8 protein-coding genes are annotated in these 7,268 nt (G+C 34.2%); 1 reads left to right on the top strand and 7 read right to left on the bottom strand.

The features are described 5' to 3' along the window. Window positions 1–52 precede the first annotated feature (52 nt). Window positions 53–772 carry a DUF4369 domain-containing protein gene (locus K8344_RS11705; protein WP_237608870.1) on the top strand — a complete coding sequence of 240 codons (720 nt, stop codon included), beginning with the start codon at window positions 53–55 and terminating at the stop codon, window positions 770–772. On the opposite strand, the gene K8344_RS11710 is transcribed toward K8344_RS11705, so the two are convergent. The 7 genes from K8344_RS11710 to K8344_RS11740 form a co-directional block, all read right to left on the bottom strand. Continuing rightward, complete coding sequence (locus K8344_RS11710; protein ID WP_237608871.1) at window positions 767–1,033, bottom strand: hypothetical protein; 267 nt, start codon at window positions 1,031–1,033, stop codon at window positions 767–769. The two genes, K8344_RS11705 and K8344_RS11710, sit on opposite strands and share 6 nt — an antisense overlap. Before the next feature lie 65 nt (window positions 1,034–1,098). Then, on the bottom strand, window positions 1,099–2,076 hold the full coding sequence (locus tag K8344_RS11715) for a type I phosphomannose isomerase catalytic subunit (RefSeq protein WP_237608872.1): 978 nt from the start codon (window positions 2,074–2,076) through the stop codon (window positions 1,099–1,101). Then, window positions 2,076–2,486, bottom strand: coding sequence for a 6-pyruvoyl trahydropterin synthase family protein (locus tag K8344_RS11720; RefSeq protein WP_237608873.1), 411 nt, complete (start codon window positions 2,484–2,486; stop codon window positions 2,076–2,078). The genes K8344_RS11715 and K8344_RS11720 overlap by 1 nt, the downstream gene beginning before the upstream one ends. Further along, entirely contained in the window at window positions 2,483–3,001 is a 519-nt protein-coding gene (idi, locus tag K8344_RS11725) for an isopentenyl-diphosphate Delta-isomerase (RefSeq protein WP_237608874.1), read from the bottom strand. The genes K8344_RS11720 and idi overlap by 4 nt, the downstream gene beginning before the upstream one ends. A 107-nt stretch (window positions 3,002–3,108) precedes the next feature. After that, window positions 3,109–5,049 (bottom strand): OmpA family protein, encoded by a 1,941-nt coding sequence (locus tag K8344_RS11730; protein WP_237608875.1) that lies wholly within the window; start codon window positions 5,047–5,049, stop codon window positions 3,109–3,111. Between the two features lie 12 nt (window positions 5,050–5,061). Next, window positions 5,062–6,009, bottom strand: coding sequence for a PorP/SprF family type IX secretion system membrane protein (locus K8344_RS11735; RefSeq protein WP_237608876.1), 948 nt, complete (start codon window positions 6,007–6,009; stop codon window positions 5,062–5,064). Window positions 6,010–6,061: 52 nt separating this feature from the next. Beyond that, a partial coding sequence (locus tag K8344_RS11740) for a DUF7507 domain-containing protein (RefSeq protein ID WP_237608877.1) occupies window positions 6,062–7,268 on the bottom strand: 1,207 nt, incomplete at its 5' end.

The raw sequence follows: 7,268 nt of genomic DNA on the forward strand, positions 1-7,268 counted from the left end.
AGGCTCTTAAATCAAACCTACTTTAACATAATATCATCTTTAAATTATTAAAATGCGCTATTTTCTACTAATTGCAATTGTACTTGTATCACTTGTTAGCTGTAATAATACCAAGGATACAGAGATTATGAATATTACTGGTACTGTAAAAGGTCTGAAGAAAGGAACAATATTGTTTCAGAAATTTGAAGACACAGTTCTAGTTACAATAGATTCGGTGATTGTAGATGGTAATTCTAATTTTAAGTTTTCAGATAAAGTTGAGAGTCCCGAAGTTTACTATTTATATGTTAGGCTTAAAGACGGAACATTAAAAGATGACCGAATCACTTTTTTTGCTGAAAACAGCGATATTAATATCACTACCAACTTAAAAAACTTTGGAAGTGCTGCAGTTGTTACAGGTTCAGAAAATGATAAGGCGTATAGAGATTACCTTAAATTAAAAAACAGATACGTAATTAAAAATTTAAGTTTAATCGAAGAAAGGTTAAAGTTGAAAAACAACGCAAGCGAAGCGTCTAGAGCAAAAATTGAAGACAAACAGCGGGCTTTACATTCTAGCAAATATTTTGCAACTATAAATTTCGCTTTAAACCATAAGGAATATGAACTTGCTCCTTATCTTGTATTGAGTGAAGTTTACGATGCAAATATCAAATATTTAGACACCGTTTACAATGCACTTACCCCAAAAGTAAAAGACTCCAAATACGGTAAAGAATTGGAGTCATTTATTGTAAATCGTAAAAAAACAGATACTATATTATAGTGTGTTAATTTGGTCGATTAATTTTCTACCTCTTTCTTCTAGCTCAGCTTTTACAGCAGTAAAGTGTTGTTTTTTATTGTCAACATCTTTTTGATTTACTTTTGCGATTAACTCGTCAAAAGTTGTGATAGCTTCGTCTATAATACCTTGTGATTTTTTGTTGTCTTTCTCTGGATTGGTAAGTTCCCAAATGCTAACTGCTCCAATAATATCACCTAATACGTAGTTTATGTCTTTTTTTAAATCTCTAACGTTTGCCATTGAATTGTTCTTACTTTAATTGTTTTTGTTGTATTCTAAATAATTGGGTGCAAAGATACGAACAATTAAGCTATGTACACTTCTAAAAAGCTTACTGAATTTGTAATAAATTTTATTTCAGGTAATTGAGCAGGTATCAAAACGGTTTCTCCCTTACTAATTGTTTCAGTATAACCATTAGTTTTTATTGTGGCTTCTCCTTCTAAACACATATAAACGGTGAAAGATGGGATACTTCTTAAATCTCGAAGGTAATTTTTGGATAGATCTAATTTATTGACAGTAAAGAACTCTGTAACACCAATTTGAGAAGGAGTGTTTTTCTTGGTTATATAATTCTGTTTTGATTCTTCCGATGAAAAGTCAATTGCACCTATTGCAAGTTCGGTATGCAATTCACGCATTTCTCCGTTGATATCCGGCCTATCCCAATCGTATATTCTATAAGTGTTATCTGAGGTTTGTTGAATTTCTGCTAAAAGGATTCCTGCGCCAATAGCGTGAACAGTTCCTGGTTTTAAAATAAAAGCATCTCCTTTTTTTACAGATTCAGTTTTTAATACTTCCGTGATTTTTTTTTCAGATAGGGCTTTTAAATATTTTTCTTCATTGATTTTCCCGTTAAAACCTATTATCAGTCTTGAATCTTTCTCCACATCCAAAATATACCACATTTCGGTTTTTCCTAATGAATCGTGCCTTTCCTTGGCGAGTATATCGTCTGGGTGAACCTGTACCGAAAGATCTTCACGAGCATCAATAAACTTAAATAATAAAGGGAAAGTGTTTTGGTAGTTTTTATAAACTTTTGCTCCAACTAATTTTTCTTTATAAACCTCTAATAACCAGTTAAGGCTTTTTCCTTTTAAACTTCCATTAACAACCTGCGATACACTTTCTTCTACCCCGGAAATCTCCCAACTTTCACCTATATATTCATCGGCATCTTTATTGAATATTTCCTTCAACTTATTACCACCCCACACTTTTTCTTTAAGTATAGGTTCAAATTTTAAAGGATAAAGGGGAGAAACTGTAATCATTAATGTCCGTTGTAAACAACAAAGTTGCGTGGGGTTTCGTATAATTTTATTGTAATGTCGAATTTAGAATCAAGACGTTTTCTTAGTTTATTCCAAATTACAATAGCTATATTTTCTACAGTAGGATTAAGATCTTTAAATTCAGGAACTTCTAAATTTAGGTTTTTATGATCTAAAGCATCTTCAACTTCTTCTTTAATTAGATCTCTTAAAATATTAAGATCTATTAAAAATCCAGTTTCAGGATCTATTTCACCGGTTAGGCCAACCTCCAATTCATAGTTATGCCCATGATAGTTTGGGTTGCTACATTTTCCAAAAACCTGAAAGTTTTTTGCATCGTCCCATTCTTTATTAAATAGGCGATGAGCAGCATTGAAGTGTGCTTTTCTAAATACAGTTAAACTCATACAACTAAATGTTGATAAAATTTATCGAAAATAATTTTAAACCAAGCTGTATAAATATCTGGATTCACTTGAATATCATTTTTAACTTCTTCTAAACTCATCCATTTCCAGTCGGCTACTTCATCAGGATTTATGTTGGGTTCTCCATCATACTTTCCTATTAGAATATGGTCAAGCTCGTGTTCGGTTAAACCATTATCAAAAGGAGCTTTATATATAAACGTTGTGGTTTCCTTTAAGGCTGTGGTAAAACCCATCTCTTCTGAAAGTCTTCTCATTCCAGCATCTATAGAAGATTCCCCATCGCGTTGATGACTACAGCAAGTATTTGCCCAAAGTCCAGGGGTATGGTATTTATGTAATGCACGTTGTTGAAGCATTAATTCATTATTTGAATTAAATACAAAAACTGAAAAAGCTCTATGAAGCAAACCCTTTTCATGGGCTTCCATTTTTGGCATTAAACCAATCTTCTGATCGTTCTCATCGACAAGTATTACTTTTTCTTCTTCCATTAAAAACTTAGTTTTGGCTCAAAAATACGAAAACAGTAGCTGTATAAAAAGCAAAAAGCGTTCAATACAAAGTATTAAACGCTTTTATGGAATTTAATTTAGTCGAGTTAATTTTTTATGATAAACACAGATCTTCTATTTAATTGATGTTTCTCAGCACTACAAGGCACTCCATTCTCACATTCATTAACTAATTGCGATTCGCCATAGCCTTTGGCTGTTAACCTACTGCTATCGATTCCTTTTGAAATCAACCAGTTAAGGGTAGATTGAGCACGACGTTCAGATAAAGCTTCGTTATACGCATCACTTCCTCGTGAATCTGTATGAGATTCTATATGAATAACTATCTCTGGATACTCTCGTAAGGCAGCAAGAATTTTAGCTAACTCTATTTCTGCATCTGGACGTATATACGACTTGTCAAAGTCAAAATAGATTGGTCGTAAGTTTAATCTACATCCCAAATCGTTGGGCGCACAAGGGCCTTCGCTAAATAATGGTAATGGTACATTAATAGTTCCTGCAAGTTTAGGAGTTTCAACAATTTCTTCGTGAGGATTATACCCCTCCATGGTTCCTCTAACTGTAAACTGCTTTTCACAATCTGCATCAAAACTATAAACACCATTCTCATCAGCAGTTGTTTGAGTTATAAGTTTATTATTCTCATCTAATAAGGAAACACTTGCACCAGCCAACATCTCTTTTGTTTCAGCATCGAACACTGTTCCTTCTATTAAAATAGTACAACTTTCTCTTACTAGATATATATTATCATCTACACTTCCGCGATCACCATCTCTATTAGAAGATAGATATCCTATTTTAGATTCTTCATCTATAATAAATCCGAAGTCGTCTTTTGCACTATTAGTAGGTGCTCCTAAATTTGTAGGTCCCCCTGGTTTTCCTTCTTCATCTAATGTTGAAACAAAAACATCATAGCCTCCCAATCCCGAACGACCATCACTAGAGAAATAAAGGTTGTTTTTATCACTAATAAAAGAAAAAGATTCTCTTCCTTCTGTATTTATTTCAGGGCCTAGGTTAACTGGTGTACCATAGGTGCCATTTTCTAAAATATCTACATACCAAAGGTCAGACATACCTAGAGTACCTGGCATATCAGATGAAAAATACAATCTTTTGCCATCCGGACTTAAAGCAGGATGCGCAACTGAATAGGCTTTGTTATTAAAAGGTAATTCCACCACATTAGTCCATGTATTTTCCCCCGTTTTCTCGGCTTTAAAAAGGCTTAATCTTAGTGTTTTATGTTTTTTAGATTTATCCAGTTCTTTTTGACCATCTATATAGCTATTTCGAGTAAAATAAATTGTATTACCATCTTTTGTAAAAGCTGCAGTAGATTCGTGATATTGAGTATTTACATCTCCTCCTAACGGCTTTGGATTACTTAGCAATCCTTCTTCATCTCTATTAGCTATAAACAAATCTAAATAAGGCTCTTGAGTCCATGGATCTACATTTAATCCTGTTGCATTGGCTGCGGATGCATAAACCAATTTATCCTTCATATAAAAAGCAGGTCCAAAATCTGAAGTTCCTGAGCTTATTGGAGACATCTCAATTACAAACTGTCGAGATTTAAAAACAGTACTCTTTAAATAATCTACGTCCTCATCGTAGGTTTTTATCACAAAACCAGTTCCTCCTTTCGCAGTATAGGATTCTAATAGCTCACGACTCTTATCGTGTTTACCAAGACTCTTTAGTGATTGGGCGGCTCTATAATAGTATTTAGGTTCAGTTTCATCTGGAAACGTAGTTACTAATTTTTCGTACCATCTTGCTGCATTGGTATAATCGCCATTAAAGTAATAGGTGTCTCCTAAGTTTTCATATATCTGAGCAGATTCATATCCATCTTCAACTACTTTTAGATAGATTTGTCGTGCATCGATATAAGCATACTTATCAAATTCTTTATTTGCCCTTTTTACATCTTTTATCTGCCCAAAAGTGCTTCCCGTTGAAAGAACCATAAAGGCTAAAATAAATATATTACGTAATATTGTATTCATAGTCATTATATTTTAGAAGAATCTTGGGGTTAACACTCTTTCTGGTCTATTAAATATATCAAAACGAAGCATAAGTTCATAAGAGCCATCACTATAAGTTTCAATATCTGTTGTTTGATAATCATATCCAAAGCCGATAAATATTGCATCCGAAGCTTGAAAACCTACCATAGCACTCATAGCAGCACTCCATCGATAAGCGGCACCAAGTGTTAGCTTATCATACAATAAGAAGTTGGCAGAAACATCTGCTTGTAAAGGCGATCCACTTACCATCTTAACTAAGGTTGCTGGTTTAAACTTTAAATTATCACTGATATCAAATACATACCCAGCAATTAAAAAATAATGCATACGCTCGGAAGCGGTTGTTTCAACTGTAGTATTGGCTATGCTACCTTTATCAAAATGCTTAGTAGTTAAAAAATTGGGTACTGATAACCCAGCGTAAAACTTATCAGTATTAAAATATACACCTGCACCAATTTGTGGTTGAAGCTTATTGTCTATATTATTTTGTTCAAAATATGGATCAGAATATACATCGCCCGGTAAATTCAATTTAGCAAAATCTACATCTAAAATGTCTAAACCTGCTTTAAGACCGAATGATAACTTAGCGCTTTCCGAAGTATTAATTGAATAAGAATAGTCGATATTGAAATTCGTTTCAACAGCGGGACCAATTCTATCATTAACCACTGAAAGTCCTATTCCCATATTTTCACCCATAGGAGAATTTACGGTAAATGTACCTGTATTAGGTGCACCATCACCGAAATTAACCCATTGAGTCCTATACAAAAGACCAAAACTAAGAGCTTCACGATTTCCTGCATAGGCAGGGTTAACCACCTGCGTATTATACATATACTGCGTGTATTGGGGGTCCTGCTGAGCATTACTTGAAAACGTGCCAAGTAAAATCAAAATTATTAGTGTTAGATAACTGTGTTTCATAGTTATGTATTTTTAATCCTGGGAGATATGCTCCCAGGAATATTTGATTTTTCTATCTATTTATATATAAGTATCCAGTATAAGTATCTTTACCAGGGTTCTCACCTTGGAAAGTAAGAATATAGAAGTAAGTTCCAGTTGGTAACTCCTTATCTTCCTGAACAGTTACACGACCTTCTGAAATACCTCTAAAAGTATTTATGCTATCGTCTTCTCCCTGTCCATAACCATCTGTTTCGTAAACCAATACCCCCCATCTGTTGAATATCTTAACATTATTATTTGGGTAATTGTTAATTCCTCTTATCCAGAAGAAGTCGTTCATACCATCTCCATTTGGTGTAATACCATTGAATATCTCAAATACAACTCCTAATACATCTGGAAGAATAACAATTGCTTCGGCATCACCTTCTACAGTGTTACCTGTAGTATCCTCACCGCTTACGGTAGCAAGGTTTACAACCTCTCCATTATCAATATCTTGTTGCGTTATTGAATAAGTAGCAGTAAATGTTGTACTATCCACTTCACCTGGTTGCAATACTTCTATTGGACCACCAGACATTACAATTCCTGGTAGCGGATCTGATATGGTAATGTTATAAAGTGTAACATCTCCTGTATTAGTCACTACGAATGTGTAGCTAATCGTTTCTCCGACATCAGACGCACCATCCCCGTTTTCATCATTAAATACTCCTGATTTCTCTAATGAAATCGATGGATTATTACATAGTGAAGTTATGGTAGGATTATCTTCTAAATAACTAGTATGGTCTGAAAGGTCTGAAACAATGTTTCCTGCTGGCGCAATACCTTCTGCTAAAGCTTGGTTTTCAATAAATCCTGCATCAACATCAGTTTGCGATATAATATAGGTTGCAGTAAAAGTAGTTACATCTTCTTCCCCAGCCGCTAAATCAATCGGACCACCAGTTACAGTTACCAACGGATCTGTTATAATCACATTGGTTAACGATACATTACCTGTGTTTTTAACACTAAATGTATATATAATCGTTTCATCTACTCCTGCACATCCATCATTGTTCTCATCCACTGGAGTACCAACTTTAATTACAGCAACTGAAGCATTCTGACAAAGCGTAATAATTATTGGATCGTCATTATCAATAGCTGTTCCTGAATCATCACTTACTACAGTTTGATCTGGAGCTGTTCCCATAGCAGTCGCTTGGTTTACTACTTCACCAGCATCAATATCTGCTTGGGTGATTGTGTAGCTCGCTTCGTAT

It is taken from the genome of Aequorivita xiaoshiensis (assembly GCF_022008395.1).
Classification (GTDB): domain Bacteria; phylum Bacteroidota; class Bacteroidia; order Flavobacteriales; family Flavobacteriaceae; genus Aequorivita; species Aequorivita xiaoshiensis.